Source organism: Massilia glaciei (genome assembly GCF_003011895.2).
GTDB lineage: Bacteria > Pseudomonadota > Gammaproteobacteria > Burkholderiales > Burkholderiaceae_D > Telluria_A > Telluria_A glaciei.
Genome location: NZ_PXWF02000212.1, coordinates 1 through 1,568, shown reverse-complemented (window position 1 = coordinate 1,568; position 1,568 = coordinate 1). Strand labels below are relative to the sequence as shown.

Below are 1,568 nucleotides of genomic sequence, written 5' to 3'. Positions count from 1 at the left end.
ATGTGTATAAACCTATGGCTCAAACCCCGGCCTCAAGCATCTTTTAAGAAGCGCTTGATCTCATCTTTCGAAAACGCACGGGCTGGTTTGGTTTTAAGTCATATCGTTATACATAAGTCAGCCAAGCCCTTCGCGCAGTGCACGTAGAGTTTCCGCTGCGGTCATGACTTGATCGAGTCCCCGCCAGATCGTTTTCACACCAGGCTCGCCGTCGCTCTTACGGCCGAGGAATCCGCCAACCTGAGCGATGAGGCGCAAGATCTCGTTGAGCGTGGGTGGCGCCGTGGGCATTTTCTTTTTAGTGAGCAAATAGGCACCTCGGATCTCGTCAGCGTCGAAGAACAGAGAGGCGTCGAGATCCGGGCAGGTCCGCCCCATCCGCATCAAGTAGGTGACACGCCAGGCAACAACCATGAACAGCGCGAGTGCACGCTCGATTCGATCGATGGCCGAAAGCTGCAGTGCTTCGACCTTGCAACCATTTTTGAGGACGTTGAAATAGATCTCGACTTCCCAGCGCGCCCGGTACCATTCGATCAGCTCGATGGCCTGTTCAACTGTCGATGCCTGCCGATTGGTCAGCAAGCGCCACTCGACCGGCTTGAGACCTTTGGGCGCCCCGATTTCACGCGCGACCACACAGGTAGCAATAATGCGGCCGCTCTTGCCGTCCGAAATCTCGACCGTGCGGGCCCAGACTTGCTGACGCACAGTACGCGCCTTTTGCTCTTCACGGGCGCCCATTCTGAAGGTGATTTCCCCCAGCGCTTCGCCTTTGGTTGTGTAAGACCACAACTTGTCGCCGTCGCCATCGGGCAGGCAGCGGTCGTGCTTGGCACGCACCAGCCAATCGGCAGGCGTCCCGAGGTCGCGCGCACGGCGCATCATCGCCACGATGTCAGCTTCGCGATCGGCCAAGTACACCAGCCGCGTGTCGGGCATGTTGGTGGCCATCTCGGCGATGCGCTCATAGCCTTCGGTCCAGCGCGTGCTCTCAATCAGTCCGGGGCGCACTCCGTCCGCCCCGCGCTCCTCGCGCGCCCACATCCACGCATCGAGCACGCCCAACGGTTCGCGCTCAGGCGTCACTGCATAGGTAGGATGAAGATACATTCCGCGCCGCGCCTCATAGTTCAAGGGGCCCAAGCCGTCAGTGTCCTGCCCGTTGAAATCGAGTTCGGTCGTATCTTGAATGCACAACACCACCCGATGCGCGCGCATACGCTCCTGGGTCCGTTCCCAGTGCGGCGCCAGAATGCCTTCCCAGCTCACCTCGGCATTGGAAAGAAACCGGTACGCGGCGCACGTTTCACTCCAGCTATCGCACGCTTGCGGGATGCTGGCTGTCGGCTTTGCCGAAAATCGTTCCATCAATGTCATCGCCCTCTTGTTGAGGCGGGCATCTCCAAGGTTCATTCCTACACATTCTTGATCCGTCCAGTGCTGATTTACCTTAACCAATGCGTCACCCAAAGTAAAAGAGTAAACGCGATTTCGGCAAAGTTTACAAGCCCCATCTGCAACTCATTGAAAGTTAACGACTTTCTTAGTCAGGTTGGATGCGGTCG

At 57.7% G+C, this 1,568-nt stretch carries 1 protein-coding gene; it reads right to left on the bottom strand.

The window, feature by feature from the left end:
* Positions 1-117: 117 nt before the first annotated feature.
* Positions 118-1,461 (bottom strand): IS4 family transposase, encoded by a 1,344-nt coding sequence (locus C7C56_RS13035; protein WP_106757823.1) that lies wholly within the window; start codon positions 1,459-1,461, stop codon positions 118-120.
* Between the last annotated feature and the right edge of the window lie 107 nt (positions 1,462-1,568).